Origin of the sequence: Variovorax sp. J2L1-78, from assembly GCF_030317205.1 — a bacterium.
Taxonomy (GTDB): domain Bacteria; phylum Pseudomonadota; class Gammaproteobacteria; order Burkholderiales; family Burkholderiaceae_C; genus Variovorax; species Variovorax arabinosiphilus.
Genome location: NZ_JASZYB010000004.1, coordinates 446,907 through 461,834, shown reverse-complemented (window position 1 = coordinate 461,834; position 14,928 = coordinate 446,907). Strand labels below are relative to the sequence as shown.

Annotated in this window: 15 protein-coding genes; 2 read left to right on the top strand and 13 right to left on the bottom strand. The window is 68.9% G+C overall.

All coding sequences use genetic code 11. The features are described from left to right. Positions 1–23: 23 nt before the first annotated feature. A complete protein-coding gene (locus QTH86_RS24910) occupies positions 24–2,609 on the top strand; it encodes a bifunctional aconitate hydratase 2/2-methylisocitrate dehydratase (RefSeq protein ID WP_286648856.1) in 2,586 nt (861 codons plus the stop codon). 88 nt (positions 2,610–2,697) lie between these two features. Here the strand turns inward: QTH86_RS24910 and QTH86_RS24905 are convergent, their stop codons facing one another. Genes QTH86_RS24905 through QTH86_RS24870 form a run of 8 tightly spaced genes read right to left on the bottom strand, consistent with a single transcriptional unit; the run spans position 2,698 to position 9,751 of the window. Next, a complete protein-coding gene (locus QTH86_RS24905) occupies positions 2,698–3,432 on the bottom strand; it encodes an alpha/beta hydrolase (protein WP_286648855.1) in 735 nt (244 codons plus the stop codon). A gap of 19 nt (positions 3,433–3,451) precedes the next feature. Then, on the bottom strand, positions 3,452–4,468 hold the full coding sequence (locus QTH86_RS24900) for an SMP-30/gluconolactonase/LRE family protein (RefSeq protein ID WP_286648854.1): 1,017 nt from the start codon (positions 4,466–4,468) through the stop codon (positions 3,452–3,454). A 26-nt stretch (positions 4,469–4,494) separates the two neighbouring features. Beyond that, positions 4,495–5,472, bottom strand: coding sequence for a Bug family tripartite tricarboxylate transporter substrate binding protein (locus QTH86_RS24895; RefSeq protein WP_286648853.1), 978 nt, complete (start codon positions 5,470–5,472; stop codon positions 4,495–4,497). Positions 5,473–5,519: 47 nt separating this feature from the next. Continuing rightward, on the bottom strand, positions 5,520–6,026 hold the full coding sequence (locus tag QTH86_RS24890; RefSeq protein ID WP_286648852.1) for a cupin domain-containing protein: 507 nt from the start codon (positions 6,024–6,026) through the stop codon (positions 5,520–5,522). Further along, on the bottom strand, positions 6,023–7,297 hold the full coding sequence (locus QTH86_RS24885) for an aspartate aminotransferase type Ic (protein WP_286648851.1): 1,275 nt from the start codon (positions 7,295–7,297) through the stop codon (positions 6,023–6,025). The genes QTH86_RS24890 and QTH86_RS24885 overlap by 4 nt, the downstream gene beginning before the upstream one ends. Beyond that, a complete protein-coding gene (locus QTH86_RS24880; protein ID WP_286648850.1) occupies positions 7,281–7,787 on the bottom strand; it encodes a RidA family protein in 507 nt (168 codons plus the stop codon). Before QTH86_RS24880 ends, QTH86_RS24885 begins: the two co-directional genes overlap by 17 nt. A gap of 12 nt (positions 7,788–7,799) precedes the next feature. Then, positions 7,800–8,792: a threonine ammonia-lyase gene (locus QTH86_RS24875; RefSeq protein WP_286648849.1), complete on the bottom strand. Its 993-nt coding sequence runs from the start codon at positions 8,790–8,792 to the stop codon at positions 7,800–7,802. After that, positions 8,789–9,751: a 3-hydroxyacyl-CoA dehydrogenase family protein gene (locus QTH86_RS24870; RefSeq protein WP_286648848.1), complete on the bottom strand. Its 963-nt coding sequence runs from the start codon at positions 9,749–9,751 to the stop codon at positions 8,789–8,791. The genes QTH86_RS24875 and QTH86_RS24870 overlap by 4 nt, the downstream gene beginning before the upstream one ends. Positions 9,752–9,900: 149 nt before the next feature. Here QTH86_RS24870 and QTH86_RS24865 point away from each other — a divergent pair, with 149 nt between their 5' ends. Next, a complete protein-coding gene (locus QTH86_RS24865; RefSeq protein ID WP_286648847.1) occupies positions 9,901–11,274 on the top strand; it encodes an aminotransferase-like domain-containing protein in 1,374 nt (457 codons plus the stop codon). A gap of 41 nt (positions 11,275–11,315) precedes the next feature. Here QTH86_RS24865 and QTH86_RS24860 read toward each other — a convergent pair whose 3' ends face one another. Genes QTH86_RS24860 through QTH86_RS24840 form a run of 5 tightly spaced genes read right to left on the bottom strand, consistent with a single transcriptional unit; the run spans position 11,316 to position 14,905 of the window. After that, complete coding sequence (locus tag QTH86_RS24860) at positions 11,316–12,014, bottom strand: glycosyltransferase family 2 protein (RefSeq protein ID WP_286648846.1); 699 nt, start codon at positions 12,012–12,014, stop codon at positions 11,316–11,318. Beyond that, positions 12,011–12,637 carry a class I SAM-dependent methyltransferase gene (locus tag QTH86_RS24855; protein ID WP_286648845.1) on the bottom strand — a complete coding sequence of 209 codons (627 nt, stop codon included), beginning with the start codon at positions 12,635–12,637 and terminating at the stop codon, positions 12,011–12,013. Before QTH86_RS24855 ends, QTH86_RS24860 begins: the two co-directional genes overlap by 4 nt. Beyond that, the gene (locus QTH86_RS24850) at positions 12,621–13,403 is read right to left on the bottom strand and encodes a PIG-L deacetylase family protein (RefSeq protein WP_286648844.1); all 783 of its coding nucleotides are present in this window, start codon (positions 13,401–13,403) and stop codon (positions 12,621–12,623) included. Before QTH86_RS24850 ends, QTH86_RS24855 begins: the two co-directional genes overlap by 17 nt. Continuing rightward, complete coding sequence (locus QTH86_RS24845) at positions 13,391–14,392, bottom strand: acyl-CoA dehydrogenase family protein (RefSeq protein ID WP_286648843.1); 1,002 nt, start codon at positions 14,390–14,392, stop codon at positions 13,391–13,393. The genes QTH86_RS24850 and QTH86_RS24845 overlap by 13 nt, the downstream gene beginning before the upstream one ends. Positions 14,393–14,404: 12 nt before the next feature. Further along, complete coding sequence (locus QTH86_RS24840; protein WP_286648842.1) at positions 14,405–14,905, bottom strand: pyridoxamine 5'-phosphate oxidase family protein; 501 nt, start codon at positions 14,903–14,905, stop codon at positions 14,405–14,407. Positions 14,906–14,928 lie beyond the last annotated feature (23 nt).

Sequence of the window (14,928 nt, the reverse complement as noted above, 5' to 3'; positions counted from 1 at the left end):
TTTGATCGTCCGGAGAAAAGAAAATGTTGCAAGCCTACGTTGACCATGTCGCTGAGCGCGCCGCGCTCGGCATCCCGCCCCTCCCGCTCACCGCCAAGCAGACGGGCGAAGTGATCGAGCTGATGAAGAACGCGACGTCGAAAGACGGCGAGTTCCTCCTGAACCTGCTCACCTACCGTGTGCCGGCGGGCGTCGACGACGCGGCCAAGGTCAAGGCCAGCTACCTGGCGGCGGTGGCGCATGGCACCGAGAAGAGCCTGCTGCTGTCGCGCGCCCGTGCCACGGAGTTGCTCGGCACCATGCTCGGCGGCTACAACATCAGCCCGATGATCGACCTGCTCGACGATGCCGAGGTCGGCGCCGTGGCGGCCGAAGGCCTCAAGAAGACGCTCCTGATGTTCGACCAGTTCCACGACGTCAAGGAAAAGGCCGACGCGGGCAACGCCAACGCCAAGGCCGTGCTGCAGAGCTGGGCCGATGCCGAGTGGTTCACCAGCCGCCCCGAAGTCCCGCAAAGCATCACCGTCAGCATCTTCAAGGTGGCCGGCGAGATCAACACCGACGACCTGTCGCCTGCGCCCGACGCCACCACGCGTCCCGACATCCCGATGCACGCCCTGGCGATGCACAAGAACGCCCGTCCCGGCATCGTGCCGGAAGAAGACGGCAAGCGCGGCCCGGTGAAGTTCATCGAAGACCTGCGTGCCCGCGGCCACCTGGTGGCTTACGCTGGCGACGTGGTCGGCACCGGCTCATCGCGCAAGAGCGCCACCAATTCCGTGCTGTGGTTCACCGGCGAAGACATCCCGTACGTGCCGAACAAGCGCTTCGGCGGCGTCTGCCTCGGCGGCAAGATCGCCCCCATCTTCTACAACACGATGGAAGACTCGGGCGCGTTGCCGATCGAGCTCGACGTGACGCAGATGGAAATGGGTGACGTCGTCGAACTGCGCCCCTACGAGGGCAAGGCGCTCAAGGACGGCAAGGTCATTGCCGAGTTCCAGGTCAAGAGCGACGTGCTGTTCGACGAAGTGCGCGCCGGCGGCCGCATTCCGCTGATCATCGGCCGCGGCCTCACAGCCAAGGCGCGCGAAGCGCTGGGCCTGCCCGTGTCGACGCTGTTCCGCCTGCCGACCAGCCCGGTCGACACCAAGAAGGGCTTCTCGCTCGCGCAGAAAATGGTCGGCCGCGCCTGCGGCCTGCCCGAAGGCCAGGGCGTGCGCCCGGGCACGTACTGCGAACCCAAGATGACCTCGGTCGGTTCGCAGGACACCACCGGCCCGATGACGCGCGACGAACTTAAGGACCTGGCCTGCCTGGGCTTCTCGGCCGACCTCGTCATGCAGTCGTTCTGCCACACCGCGGCGTACCCCAAGAAGGTCGACGTGAAGATGCACCACGAGCTGCCCGACTTCATGGCGACGCGCGGCGGCGTCTCGCTGCGCCCGGGCGACGGCGTGATCCACAGCTGGCTCAACCGCCTGCTCACGCCCGACACCGTCGGCACCGGCGGCGACAGCCACACGCGCTTCCCGATCGGCATCAGCTTCCCGGCCGGCTCCGGCCTGGTCGCCTTCGCGGCCGCCACCGGCGTGATGCCGCTGGACATGCCCGAGTCGGTGCTGGTGCGCTTCAAGGGCAAGATGCAGCCGGGCGTCACGTTGCGCGACCTGGTCAACGCCATTCCGCTGTACGCGATCAAGTCGGGCCTGCTGACCGTCGCCAAGCAGGGCAAGAAGAACATCTTCTCGGGCCGCATCCTGGAAATCGAGGGCCTGCCCGACCTGAAGGTGGAACAGGCCTTCGAGCTGAGCGACGCCTCGGCCGAACGCTCGGCCGCCGGCTGCACGGTGCACCTGAACAAGGAACCGATCATCGAATACATCAACAGCAACATCACGTTGATGCGCTGGATGATCGCCGAAGGCTACGCCGACGGCCGCACGCTGGCGCGCCGCATCGCCGCGCAGGAAGCCTGGCTGAAGGACCCGCAACTGCTCAAGGGCGACGACGACGCGGACTACGCGGCCGTCATCGAGATCGACCTGGCCGACATCCACGAACCCATCGTCGCCTGCCCGAACGACCCGGACGACGTGAAGACGCTGTCCGACGTGGCCGGCGCCAAGATCGACGAGGTGTTCATCGGCTCGTGCATGACCAACATCGGCCACTTCCGCGCGGCATCGAAGCTGCTCGAAGGCAAGCGCGACATCCCGGTCAAGCTGTGGATCGCGCCGCCGACCAAGATGGACGCGCACCAGCTCACCGAAGAAGGCCATTACGGCGTGTTCGGCAACGCCGGCGCGCGCACCGAGATGCCGGGCTGCTCGCTGTGCATGGGCAACCAGGCCCAGGTGCGCGAAGGCGCGACGGTGATGTCGACCTCGACCCGCAACTTCCCCAACCGCCTGGGCAAGAACACCTTCGTGTACCTCGGCAGCGCCGAGCTGGCCGCGATCTGCTCGCGCCTGGGCCGCATCCCGACCAAGGAAGAGTACATGGCGAGCGTCGGCGTGCTGGATGCGTCCAGCGCGCAGATCTACCAGTACCTCAACTTCGACAAGCTCGACGAGTACCGGGACGTGGCGGCCGGCGTCGCAGCCTGAGTCCGGCTGCTGCCGCGATCTCCAGGGCCCGCTTCGGCGGGCCTTTTTCATTTCGCCCGGTCCCGTCCTGCCGGCGCCCGTGTCAGCGTCACGAGAGCATCGCCAGGACGCGCCGAGCGATATCGGCCTGCTCGCGGGGATGGTGCGCGAGCCAGTCGTGCAGCTTGTGCCCGGCGTCCGGCAGCCAGACCCGGTCGATGCTGCTCGCGTTCACGGCCCGGCTTGCGTAGGCTTCCTGGACCGCTTCGGGAATGATGCTGTCGTGCGCGCCATAGACGACCAGCAGCCGGCCATCGAATCTTTCGAGGGACCCGAAGGCGGGCGACGACGCAAAGGCGCGCGTCGAGCGAATGACGGCGCGGAATTCGTCGCCGAAGCGGATCGGTTCCGCGCGTTCTTCGTAGGCCGCCGGGGCGTACAAGACGAGGGCATTCGGGCGCAGCGGCTCGATGAGGCGACATGCGATGTGCCCGGCCATGCTGGTGGCGATCAGCGCCGAAGGCCGCTCCAGCTGCAAGTGCGCGGCCACCTGCAGCGCCTCGTCCGTCCTTCGCCGGAGGCTGGCGTTCTCCAGGCGACCGGTGCTGCGGCCATGCCCGGAGAAATCGAACGCGGCGCTCGCGATGCCCTGGTCTGCCAGGGCGCAACGCAGGTAGCGCGATCCCAGCGACGAGGTCGATGCCCCGCCGCCATGCAGGAACAGCACGCGTGGAATCGTGTGCCAGGTTTGGCCCGTGATGGTTCCGTGCAGGATGTCTTCGTGAAATGGAACCGAGAATTCCGTCTCGACCATGGGCCAGCCCTCCGCGACAGCGACCGTCATTGACGGACGCGATGATGGCTCAATCGGCCGATGCCGGACGAAAGCGCCGATGCCAGTGCACCGGTTCGAGGCCTGCCACCGGGCTGTCGAAGGCGAGCACGCGCTCTCCGAGCAGCGAGCCGAGGAAGACGGTCCTGCGGTCGGCACCGCCGAAGCAAAGGCTCGAGACGTTGCCCAGCGAGCTTCGACCGCAGGTCCAGATGCTGTTGCGTGTCAGGCTGCGGGAGCGCAGGTCGTCCACGTAGCGCGCGACATGGTCGGGGTCGGTGTCGGCCAGCACGAGTTGACGCTCACCGTCGGGTCGGAGCACGTAGACCTTGTTGCTCACAAGGCAGGTCACCCATGCGCCCCCGAAAGCATCGAAGCAGATGCCGTCGGGCTGATCGCCGGGGTCGAAGCTGCAGACGGTCTCGCGATCGACCAGCGCCGGCCCGGGCGCCACGCGAAAGCGCGTCAGCCGGCGCGCATGGGTCTCGTTGACGTAGACGAACGCGCCATCCGGCGAGAAGGCGAATTCGTTGGTGTATCCCAGCCCGTCGGCCACGATCCGCGTGCCTTGCGCGTTGTGAACAGCGATATATCCATCGGTCTCTTCGGGGTACCAGGCCATGGACCTGGGGATCTGCCGCGTACTGACCGTGAACCACACGTTGCCCGCATGGTCCTCCAGGACGAAGTTGGTGGGCGGAAGCGGCCTGCCCTCGAGCGACGTGACGATCGGCTCGGCCGGCCCCGCCGCGCCCAGTTCGTAGACGCCGCCGTCGGTGTCGCCGAGGTGGGCGATCAGGACCTTGCCGTTAGCTCTGAGCGCGATGCCGTTGGAGTGCAGGGCGTCGCCATGGACCGTGGTCCCGCGAACCAGCTGCATGTTCCCATCGGGCGTGACGTGCGTGACGCCGCCGCGCCGGTCGGACATCAGGAAGACGCCGTCCTGGTTGGTGAGGATGCACTCGGGACTCTTCAGGCCGGCGAACGCGGGGCGCAGGTCCTGCAAGTCGAGGCGGAAATCCCGTGGCAGCGGGTAGTGCGTCTTCATGGTCGTGTCGGAGGTGGCTGAGGTCGTCAATCAAGCTTGAGCTTCTGCTCGGCCACGATCCGTTGCCGCAGCTTCAGCTCTTTCTCGATCAGCGCCGCGAAGTCGGCGGCGCTGCCACCGGCGGGCTGGATGCCCGCGTCCGCGAAGCGCTTGCGGACCGCTGGGTCGTTCAGCGAGCGCGCAGCGGCGGCCTGCAGGCCGTCGCGGACCGCCGACGGCATGTCCGGCGGCGCGACGAGGCCCATCCATGCCGTGTTGTCGAGCGTCCTCAGGCCGCCTTCGGTGAACGTCGGCACGTCGGGCAGGCTGGGGCTTCGCTGCGGACTCATCACGGCGATGGCCTGCAGTGCGCCGGATTGGAAGTGGGGAAGCATCGACGGCAGGTTGTCGAACATCATGTCGACCTGCCCGGCCAGCAGGTCCGTGATCGCCGGCCCTGCACCCTTGTAGGGGACATGCGTGAGGTCGGTGTGGGTCAGCGCCTTGAACAACTCTCCGTCGAGGTGACCCACGCCACCGGTGCCGGCCGATGCGAACGCGTGCTTGCCGGGCTGCTGCAGCAGCAGGGCAATCAGTTCCTTCAGGTTGCCGACCGGCAATCGGGAACGATTGACCGCGAGCACGACCGGCACGGTGGCGAGCGTGATGACCGGCGTGAAGCCGCTGACGGGGTGGTAGGGGTTCTTCGGGTTGATGGCCGGGTTCGCGGCCATCGTGGAGACAGTGGCCACGCCGAGCGTGTCACCGTCGGGAGCCGCCTTGGACACGAAGTTGGCGCCGACCGACCCGCCCGCGCCGGCCCGGTTCTCGACGATGACCGTTCGCCCCAGTTCCCTGGCGAGGGAATCCGCGACAGCGCGGGCGACGATGTCGGTGGCACCGCCGGGCGCGAAGGGCACCACCAGTCGAACCGGCTTGCTGCCGAGCGTCTGGGCCGCCGTGCCAAGCGAGGCCAACAAGGTACAGGCCAGGGTGGCCGTGCGTAGAACTGCGACGAGAGACATGGGGAATGCTCCTGAAGGGAGGTCGGTGGGAAGGTCAGAGAGGGTTCTCAGCGGCCGTCGCCGTCCGAGGTAACGTGGGTGAAGCCTCCGTCCGCTTCCTTGCGCATCAAGGTGCCACCGAAGGCGTGCTGCGGCAGGTTCTGGGCGGAGTAGACGATCGCGTCTTCGTCCTGGCTGAGGTTCTGCAGGTCGTGCTCCGTCCAGGCAGGGACATAGAAACTGTCGCCAGCCGACCAGGTGATGCGCTCGTCCCCGATGACGGAGACGCCCTGGCCCTTGAGGACGAAATAGAGGTGCCAGAACGAATGGCTGTGCGAACGGCCGCGTTCACCGGGCCCGAGCGCCTGGACCATCAGCGAGATGCTCTCGTTGAGCGAGAACGCGTCGGGCGCATCCGTCCTGGTCAGCGCCATGGCGCGCGTGAGCCGTTCCTGGCTGTGCGGCTGTGCCGCCAGTGCCGCCTCCACGTCCGGCTTTCGCCAGATGGCGGGCTTGCCGACGGGCTGCGCGCTGAGCGCCAGGTACTCCGCGAAGGGTTTGAGGTGTCCGTTCATGCGCCACGTCCTTCCGTGCTTGCCAGCAGAATGCTCAGGCAGATGCCTTCCATCGCCGCCTCGATGTCGGCGAGCTCGGGGAAGGTGGGCGCAAGCCGCAGGTTGCTGTCGCGCGGATCCAGCCCCAGGGGGTAAGTTCGTCCGGCAGGCACCAGCGCAATGCCCAACTCGCGCGCGAGCGCCACCACGCGAGCCGCGCAGCCGTCCTGCACCTGCAGGCTGACGAAGTAGCCGCCGTCGGGCCTCGACCAGGTGGCGACACCGCGGCCACCGATCCGTCGTTGCAGGCTTGCTTCGACCAGGGCGAACTTCGGCGCGATGATGGCCCGGTGTTTCGTCATGTGGGCACGCAGGCCCGCATGGTCCCGCAGCAGGCGCACATGGCGCAGCTGATTGAGCTTGTCCGGGCCGATCGACCGGACGCCGGCGTGGCGTGCATACCAGCGGATGTTGGACGGCGAGCTCGCGAAGAGTCCCAGCCCGCCCCCGGCGAAGGTGATCTTGGACATGGAGCCGAAGACCAGGGGGCGGTTCGCGTGGCCTGCCAGGCTGCAGCGCTCCAGAATGTTCGGCAGCGTGTGTTCGGTGTCGGTCAGGTGGTGGACGGCGTAGGCGTTGTCCCAGAACAGCCGGAAGTCGGGTGCGCCGGTCTTCATGCGCGCCAGCCGTTCGACCACGTCCGGCGAATAGGTTTCGCCGGTGGGATTGCTGTACATCGGGACACACCACATGCCCCTCACCTGTGGATCCCGCACCAGGGCCTCCACGACCGCCATGTCCGGCCCGCTGCCCGTCATCGGGACGGGCACCATCTCGATGCCGTAGGCTTCGCAGATGGCGAAGTGCCGGTCGTACCCCGGCACGGGGCAGAGGAACTTGACGGGGCCTGCTCGCCAGGGTTGCGATCCGTCGAGCACCCCGTGGAGCAGGGCGTAGACGACCATGTCGTGCATGAGGGCCAGGCTCGAATTGTTGGCGATCGCGACCTGCTCCGGCGGTGCACCCAGCATCGTGGCGAAGAGGGTGCGCGCCTCGAGCAGTCCCAGCGCACTGCCGTAGTAGTTCCGTGCATCGAAGCCTTCCGCGGTCGTGTGGCCTCCGACGCCCGGCATGTCGAGCATCGGGTCGGAAAGCGCGACCTGGGCGGCGCAGGGCTTGCCGCGCGTCATGTCGATGGCCAGGCCGCGTGCCTTGAACGCGGAGAAGCGGGTCTGCAGTTCGGCGCGACCAGGGGTGTGCGCCATGTGGGGGTCTTCAATCGACAGCGTCATGTTTCGGGTTCTCCAGGGGGTGGGCGGCGGCGTGGACCGCCACGATCAGGTCCAGTTCGACGACGGCATTCTTGGGGAGCTGGTACACGCCGACCGCCGTCCTGGCAGGGCGTGCATCGCGGCCGAACACCTCGATCAGCAAGTCGGAGGCCGCATCCGCGACCTCGCTGTGCTGGGTGAAGTCCGGGCCGCACTGCACGAAGACGTTGAGCTTGATGACACGTGCCACGCGGTCCAGCGAGCCGAGCGCCTGCCGCAGCACGGCCAGGGCGCGCAGGGTGCACAGGCCCGCGGCGTCCCGGGCCTGCGCCAGCGTCGTGTCGAGCCCCACGCGGCCCGTGACCACGACCGCGTGGCCCAAGCGCGGCAGCTGCCCGCTGAGGTGCACCAGTCCGTCGTGCTCGACCGAGAGCTCGTAGTTGGCCGCGGGCGCGAGCATCGCAGGGATGTCGAGGTGCCGGGCGCGCTGTTCTGCCGTTCGGGAATCCATCGTCGTTCCTCCTTAGCGCGTTGCGGCGCCGAGGCGCAGGCATTGCGTGAACAGGTCCGCGTCGACATTGCCTCCCGAGCAGATCAGCAGCGTGTTGCGGCCCTCGAGCGGAAGCTTCTGCGCCAGCACCGCCGCCAGGGCCGCGGCCCCGCCGGGCTCGAGCACCAGCTTGAGCGCATGGAAGGCGAAATACATGGCCGCCAATGTCTCGTCGTCCGACACCGTCACGCCCGTCGCCGCATGGGCCCGCAGGATGGGAAAGGTGAGCGCACCGGGCGTGTTGGCGAGCAGGGCATCACTGATGGAGCCGGACTTGCGCGAATTGGCGAGCGGATGGCCGGCGCGCAGGGAGCGTCCGGTGTCGTCGAAGTGCTGCGGCTCGACCACGACGACCCGGGCCTGCGGGTAGGCCGCATGCACGGCCACTGTCCATCCGGCCGCCAGGCCGCCGCCGCTGCAGCAGACCACGATCGTGTCGACCGGCACGCCGTTCATCTGCTCCATTGCCTCCAGCGCACCGGTGCCCGCGCCCGCCATCACGAGCACATCGTCGTAAGGTGGGACCAGGGTCATGCCCTGGTCCGCGACGAGACGGGCGCCGATGGCCTCCCGGTCGTCGTGTTCGCGGTCGTAGAGCGCCACCTCGGCACCGCGCTGCCGACAACCCTCGACCTTGATCGCCGGGGCATCCTGGGGCATGACGACCGTCGCGCGGATGCCGATGGCGCGCGCCGCCTCGGCGATGGCCAAGGCATGGTTGCCGGACGAATAGGCCACCACGCCCCGGGCACGCTGGGCCGGCGAGAGGGTCAGGAGACGGCTGCACGCGCCGCGGAACTTGAACGAGCCGCTGCGCTGGAGGTTCTCGGCCTTGAGGAACACCTGCCCGCCCACGTGCGCGTCCAGGGCGTTCGAGCGCAGCAGCGGCGTCCTCACGACCTGCTCGCGGATCCGCAGTGCGGCGTTCAGCACCGTGTCGGCGTCGGGCAACTGCTGGGCGCTCATTCGGCGCCCTCGTGAGCGGCCGCGACGGCGGCATTCGCCGGGACGAGCGCGGGGGTCAGCAATCGGGCGGCCTGCAGCAGCGCGTGCTCGTACCGGGCGCGCTCCGCCGCGATCTGCGCATCGGTCCAGTCCCAGAAGCCGTGGCCGCTTTTCGTGCCGAAGCGGCCGGCCGCGACCTTGTCGCCAAGAATGCGGCTGGGCGCGCTGGCGTTGCACAGGCTGGGATAGATGGACGAGGCTGCGGCGAACTGCGTGTCCAGGCCGGCGAATTCCTTCTGCAGGATGGGACCGGCTGCGACATAGCGGAAGCCGAATCCGAAACGCACCGCGGCATCCACGTCCTCGGGCGATGCGAGGCCTTCGTCGATGACCGAGAACGCTTCGCGCATCAGGGCATGCTGGATGCGGTTGGCCAGGAAGCCGGGGACGTCGCGATGGACGCGGACGGGGACCCGATTGACCGCGGCGAAGATGCGCATCAGCTGGCTGACCGCCTCGTCGCTCGTGTACTCGCCTTTGGCCACCTCGACCAGCGGCACGAGGTGGGCAGGGAGAAAGAAGTGCGCGTTGGCCATCCGGTGACGGGTCGTGCAGTCGGAGGCGATGTCGGTGATCCGCATGCCGCTGCTGTTCGAGCCGATCGGCACATGCGGAGGCACCAACGCGTCGAGCTGCTGGAAGACCTGCTGCTTGATCGCCAGGTTTTCGGTGACCGACTCGACGACGATGCCGACGCCGTCCCAGTCGACCGACGGCAGGGACGCGCGCCATTGCAGCAGGCCCTCCTGCAGGCTGCCACCGAGTTGTGCGACCGACTGCGCGACGTGCGCCGCTGCGTTCGGCCATTCGGCACGTGTCTGCGCGACGACCTGGGTGGGCCAGCCGGCGTTCAAGAAGATCGCGGCGATGTCGCGACCCATGATGCCGCTGCCGACGACGACTGCAGATCGGGAATTCATATGCTGCTCCGGACGTTGTAAGGTTGAGACTTGGCGTACACTGTATGCAAATTATCAACATACAGTTGAGTCAATTATAAAAGTGTATGTCATCTGTACGTGATCCGCAACAGCTTTCCAGCCGAGTGTTTGATCGATGGCCCGCCGCCATGGCCGGGATGGCCGGGCCCGTCTATCTGCGCATCGTGCAACTCCTGGGCCAGGACATCCGGGAAGGTCTTCTGAGGCCCGGCGATTCCCTTCCCTCGCAGCGCGCCCTGGCAAAACAGTTGGGAATCAATTTCACTACAGTGACGCGCGGCTATGACGAGGCGAAGAGCCTGGGCCTGGTGCAGTCGCACCACGGCAAGGGTACCTTCGTCTCCGAAGCGAGGGACATCGCCCGGAACGGCCTGGAAGTGCGCCCAGGCGCCGAGGGGCGTGCGCCTATCGACCTCACGTCCACCTGGCCGCCGAATCTGGAAATTGCCGCCACCCTGGCGGCCGAGGTGCGCCAGCTCGCGCAGGAGCGCTCCTTCGATTTCCTGGCGCGGCGCGGTGGCACGGTCGCGGCGCTTGATCTGGCGGCCGGCGAAAGCTGGCTTCAACCGCGCTTCGCGCAGCCGATCGAGGGGCGCATGGCCATGGCGTCGGGCACGCGCAATGCCCTGATCGCCCTGTTGTCGAGCCTGGTGGGGTCAGGCGGCAGCCTGCTGGTCGAGGCGATGATCTGGCCGACCGTTCGGACGCTGGCGACCGTGCTGGGCATCAAGCTGGTGCCGGTCCGGCTGGACGAGGAGGGGCTGGTGCCCGAAGCGCTGGAGCAGGCCGCGCTGGCTTCGCAGGCCACCGTCCTGTACTGCGTGCCGACGGTCCAGAATCCCACCGGCGCCGTGATGGGGCTGCGCCGCCGCCATGCGCTGATCGAAGTCGCACGGCGCCGCGGACTGACCCTCATCGAGGACGACGCCTACGGCAGCCTGCAAGCCGACCCTCCGCCCCTGCTGGCCACCCTCGCCCCCGACATCACCTACGCCATCTTCGGCCTGGCCAAGCTGCTTTCGCCGAGCATGCGGGTGTCCTATGTGGTGGCGCCCGATCCACCAAGGACGGCCAGGCTGGTCGAGCTGCTGCGCGCCACGATGCAGGCCGCCCCGCCGCTGGAGGCGGCCCTGGCGACGCGCCTGATCAACAGCGGGACACTGGCGAGGCTGATCGGCCAGATTCGCGCGGAAGCACAGGTTCGCCAGCAGACGGCGCAACGGCTCCTGGCGGGAAGCTCGGTTGTCATCCCCGACGCGGGGCTGTTCCTGTGGCTGAGCCTGCCCGACGAGTGGAGTGCCTCCGACTTCGCCGGTCGGCTTCGGCACGAGGGTGTGCTGATCGCCGAGGGATCGGCCTTCGCCCTCGAGGGGGCCGACGCCCGGAATGCCGTGCGCATCGCGACCGGGGCGGCGGACAGCCGCGAAAGGCTCGAACAGGCGCTGGAACAGATCCGCAGCCTGCTACAGCAGAACGCCTCGCTGCTCAACGTCATCGACTGACGCGCTGGGCCCGCGTCGGCGCGCGTCCGGCGCTTCTGCCTCTACTCGGCGAGCCGCGGCGCCACCGCTACGGCGAGGCCCGCCGCGATCACCGCCAGCAGCGTGTCGCCGAAGCCGCCGCGCGCCCGCGCATCGTGGCGTGCGCTGGTCGATACGCGCGGCGCGGCGCTCCAGGCGATGCGGGCGCCCGTTTCTTTCAGCGCCTCGACCAGGGCCACGTCTTCGCTGCAGGCCAGCGCAGGAAAGCCGCCGGCGCGCACATAGGCCTCGGCAGCAACGCCGAGGTTCGCACCGTGCACATGGCGGTGCCCATCGGCGTCGGTGTAGGTGCGTGCGAAGTGGGCGCGCAGCGAATCCGCGTAGTGGCCATGCACGCTCCAGTCGTCCACGCCGATCGAGCCACACACGACGTCGGCATCGATCTCGAGCTGGCGCATCAGCCACTCCGGCGAGACGCGGGTGTCGGCGTCGGTGAAAGCGAGCCAGCGCGCGCCTTCACCCAGCAGTCGGTCGGCACCCGCCGCCCGCGCCCGCCCCACATTGCGGGCATCGACGGCCAAGGTGCGCGCGCCAGCGAAGCGGGCGATGGGGCCCGTCGCATCGCTGCAGCTGTCGAGCACCACGAGCACTTCGACCGCCTCGCCCTGCAGCGCGGGGTGGGCCGCCGCCACGAGCAGCGCGGCAACGGTGTCGCCTATGTGGGCTTCCTCGTCGTGCGCGGGGACGACGACGCCGATCACCGGATGCCCTCCCGCTGTGCCACCGAGCGTGCGTCACGGCACCACAGCTCCAGCAGGAAATCGTCTTCGGCATGACGCACGGTGCGCGCCAGCCCGGTACTGGCGAAGGCGCCGTGCACCGCATCGGTCGCGAGGGCGCGTTCGTCGAAGTCGGGCCGCCAGTCGCACGCGACCAGGACGCCGTCGGGCGTCAACGAGGCCGCGCAGTGCTCGGCCAGCGTGCACATCGCCGGCGCATCGAGGAAGTAGCCGAGTTCGCACACCACGATCAGGTCGAAGGGGGCTTCGTCGTGGGGCCAGTCGTCCGGCAGCTCGTGCGATGCGACGCGGACGTTCGCCAGGCCGGCCGTGCGCCGCCGGGCGGACGCGACGGCGCGCGCGCTGAAGTCGCTGGCGAGCACCGCGTCGCAGCGCGCGGCCAGTGCCACCGTCAGCTCGCCCGCGCCGCATCCCGGCTCATAGGCCGTGGCATAGCGCCGGTGCGGCAGGGCGGCGAGCAGCACGTTGCGCTTGCGCTCCTCGTACCAGCGGGTGCGCAGGCCGTAGGGGTCGTCGTCGCTGCCGTAGAGCGATTCGAAGTAGGGCCGCCGGTCCGCCGGCTTCGGGTCATCGTGGGACGTCATGGGGCTCGGCGAAGAAGATCTCGAAGGGTCGGTGCGCCCGCTGCACGGTGGTGCTGCGCAGGATGGGGCCGGCACCGGTGGACGGGTCCGACCGCAGCTGGCTGGTGAAGGCACCCACCGCGTGGCGCTTGCGCGCGGCGCTGGACGCATCGAGCGGGAGCCGTACGGCGCGGTGCCAGGGCAGGCGCGCATCGCCGGGTTGGGCCCAGTGCCACGCCCACACGGGCACTTCGACGAGTGTGCAGCCGATTTGCGCACAGGCCACGGCGCAGGCCCGTCCGGTGGCTTCGTGATCGGGATGGCCGTCGTGGCGCCAGGTCGTGAAGACGATGTCGGTCGGACGCAGCAGGGCGGCCATGCGCTCGGCCAGCACATCGCGCTGCGCCCCCACGCCACCGTCCGGCAGGCCCAGCCGCTCGCACGTCGCCTGGCCGAAGCCCAGCCGGCGCCAGGCTTCGGCGCTCTCCAGCGGGCGCTCGGCGCTCAGCCGCAGGGGCGGCCATTGCGCCGACCCGGCATGGCTGCCTTCGCCGTCGGTCACCGCCACGATCAGCACGTCGCCCAGCAGGTCCGACCACTGCGCGAGGAGGCCGCCGATGGCGAGCACCTCGTCGTCGGGATGGGGGGCGACCATGACCAGCCGACGGTCCGCGGCCAGCAGATCGGCGGCGGACGCCGACCGCAGCCGCTGTGCCGCCAGCCAGGGCAGCCAGGCATCTTCCGCCGTGCCGAGTCCGGCGATCGCCTTGTCGTCTACAGCGCCCACGGGGCCTCCTGGGGCGGCAGCACCGCTTCACCCAGCGCCGCGAGATCGCGCTCGGCATGGCTCTGGCGCAGGAACACGGGGAGGTCGGCCATGGCGCGCGCGAAGCGCGGGTCGCGGCACAGCGGGCCGGCGCCCAGGGCGCGGCCGGCATGTTCGAGCACCGCCGATGCCGCGGCTTCCGTCACCAGCCGGGCGCGCAAGGCACACGGGTGGGCGAGCGACGAGGGCTGCTCGTCGATCCATGCGGCCATCTCTCGCAGCACGGCGGCGGCGCCGGCCAAGGCGACATCGATCGCGCCGAGATGCGCCAGCCGATGCGCATCGGGCCGGGGACCGCACAGCGCTCTCGTCATCTCGGCAATGCCCCATGCACCGCCGTACCAGCAGGCTGCGATGCCCGCTCCGCCTTGCCAGAAGCCGGGCCGTGCGACGTAGTCGCCCGCCTCGCCGACCGGCAGCGCCTCGGCGCCGTCGAACTGCACGTCGACGCTGCCCGTTGCCGACATGCCGACGGCATGCCAGCCCTGGCCCGTGACGCGGACGCCCGGTTGCGCCATCGCCACGGCGGCCAGACGCTGTGCGCCGTCCTCGTCCCAGCAACTGACGACCGCGTGGGTCACGTCGGCCGCACCGGAGCACCAGGCCTTGGTGCCTTCGAGCACCCATCGGCCGTCGCGTTGCCGAAGGGCGACGCGCGCCGTCGGTGGTTCGGCGCACCAGGTGCCCCATCGGCTGCCCTCGGGCGCTTCTGCCCCGCCGAGTTCGGCCAGGATGGCGAGCGCGTCGGTATGGCCCTCGAAACGCTTGACCAACGACAGATCGCAGGCAGCGACCGCCGCCAGCGCCTGCCAGCGCTCGAGCGTGCGCCCGGTGCCGGGCAGTGGAAGCCGATCCAGCCCTGCCGCCACCAGGTCGGCCAGGCCGGGCGGCTCGGGACGTGTGCGGTCCAGCAGGACGTCCAGACGCCTGTCGAGACGGGGGGCGAGCATCGGGTCCGCCGCTCAGCCCACGTTGAGCGTCTTGTGCTCGCCCATGTTCTTGGGCGGCTCGCCGGTGATGGCGGCCTTCATCATCTTGAAGATCTGCACCATCTTGCTGTCGTCGACATCCCAGAATTCGGCGTTGTCGATGTGGACCGTGAGCAGGCCGAGGTTGGGGTCGGTCACGCCCTTCGGAAACCAGGCCTTCGCCATGGCGGTGAAAAGCTCTTCCTTCTTCGCCTGGTCCTCCAGCAGCGCGGCCCTCCCGGACACCGACACGTAGCTGTCCTTGTCGGTGTTGGCGTAGGCCACGTTCACGGCGCTGTCCGCGGTGACGTTGCGGGCAATCTCGCCGTCCTTGGGGACGAAGAAATACAGCGTCGCGCCTTCGTCGAGGGCCTTGTTCTGGGTGGTCAACGGGTGGCTGTGCAGCAGCCCGTCGTGGTGGCGGTGCGTGAACATGCCGAAGCGGGTGTCCTTGATGAGGTCCCAGAGCTTCTGATGGTCGTTCGTGGTGGTCATGGCGCTTGTCTTCCTTGGTGCTT

Excerpts from the sequence above, each read along its gene's own strand:
- QTH86_RS24910 (WP_286648856.1), top strand. The coding sequence starts at position 24 with ATGTTGCAAGCCTACGTTGACCATGTCGCTGAGCGCGCCGCGCTCGGC.
- QTH86_RS24905 (WP_286648855.1), bottom strand. The coding sequence starts at position 3,432 with ATGACGGTCGCTGTCGCGGAGGGCTGGCCCATGGTCGAGACGGAATTC.
- QTH86_RS24900 (WP_286648854.1), bottom strand. The coding sequence starts at position 4,468 with ATGAAGACGCACTACCCGCTGCCACGGGATTTCCGCCTCGACTTGCAG.
- QTH86_RS24895 (WP_286648853.1), bottom strand. The coding sequence starts at position 5,472 with ATGTCTCTCGTCGCAGTTCTACGCACGGCCACCCTGGCCTGTACCTTG.
- QTH86_RS24890 (WP_286648852.1), bottom strand. The coding sequence starts at position 6,026 with ATGAACGGACACCTCAAACCCTTCGCGGAGTACCTGGCGCTCAGCGCG.
- QTH86_RS24885 (WP_286648851.1), bottom strand. The coding sequence starts at position 7,297 with ATGACGCTGTCGATTGAAGACCCCCACATGGCGCACACCCCTGGTCGC.
- QTH86_RS24880 (WP_286648850.1), bottom strand. The coding sequence starts at position 7,787 with ATGGATTCCCGAACGGCAGAACAGCGCGCCCGGCACCTCGACATCCCT.
- QTH86_RS24875 (WP_286648849.1), bottom strand. The coding sequence starts at position 8,792 with ATGAGCGCCCAGCAGTTGCCCGACGCCGACACGGTGCTGAACGCCGCA.
- QTH86_RS24870 (WP_286648848.1), bottom strand. The coding sequence starts at position 9,751 with ATGAATTCCCGATCTGCAGTCGTCGTCGGCAGCGGCATCATGGGTCGC.
- QTH86_RS24865 (WP_286648847.1), top strand. The coding sequence starts at position 9,901 with ATGGCCGGGATGGCCGGGCCCGTCTATCTGCGCATCGTGCAACTCCTG.
- QTH86_RS24855 (WP_286648845.1), bottom strand. The coding sequence starts at position 12,637 with ATGACGTCCCACGATGACCCGAAGCCGGCGGACCGGCGGCCCTACTTC.
- QTH86_RS24845 (WP_286648843.1), bottom strand. The coding sequence starts at position 14,392 with ATGCTCGCCCCCCGTCTCGACAGGCGTCTGGACGTCCTGCTGGACCGC.
- QTH86_RS24840 (WP_286648842.1), bottom strand. The coding sequence starts at position 14,905 with ATGACCACCACGAACGACCATCAGAAGCTCTGGGACCTCATCAAGGAC.